We start from the raw sequence: 304 nt of genomic DNA, 5'->3' as shown, positions 1-304 counted from the left end.
GATTTGCTTTTAAAGGATTTGTTTGAAATTATTCAATATCTAAAGAAAAAATATAATAGAAATAAAATAATATTATTTGGTCATTCTTGGGGAAGTGTTTTAGGTAGTATCTTTATCAAGCGATATCCAGAAGATGTAGATTATTATATTGGGGTAGGACAAATTATAAATATGCTCGAAAATGAGCGTGTTGGCTATGAAAAAGTTAAGGAATTAATTTTACAATCAAACGATAAGAAATCTCTAAAACAGTTAGAGGCAATAGGTGAATATCCAGGAGAAAAACTTGATAATGAATGGCAAA

1 protein-coding gene (only partly in view) is annotated in these 304 nt (G+C 28.0%); it reads left to right on the top strand.

Annotated elements, in window-relative coordinates; translation table 11 throughout:
* On the top strand, positions 1-304 hold part of the coding region annotated (locus V7137_RS29805) for an alpha/beta fold hydrolase (RefSeq protein ID WP_335701413.1) (this coding region is incomplete at its 3' end). Its footprint begins 135 nt before the window's first position; 304 of 439 annotated nt are visible.

Origin of the sequence: Neobacillus drentensis (genome assembly GCF_036962765.1) — a bacterium.
In the GTDB taxonomy this organism is placed as follows: domain Bacteria; phylum Bacillota; class Bacilli; order Bacillales; family Cytobacillaceae; genus Neobacillus; species Neobacillus drentensis_C.
Note: the sequence above shows the minus strand (reverse complement) of the source record. Positions and strands in the feature narration are given on the sequence as shown.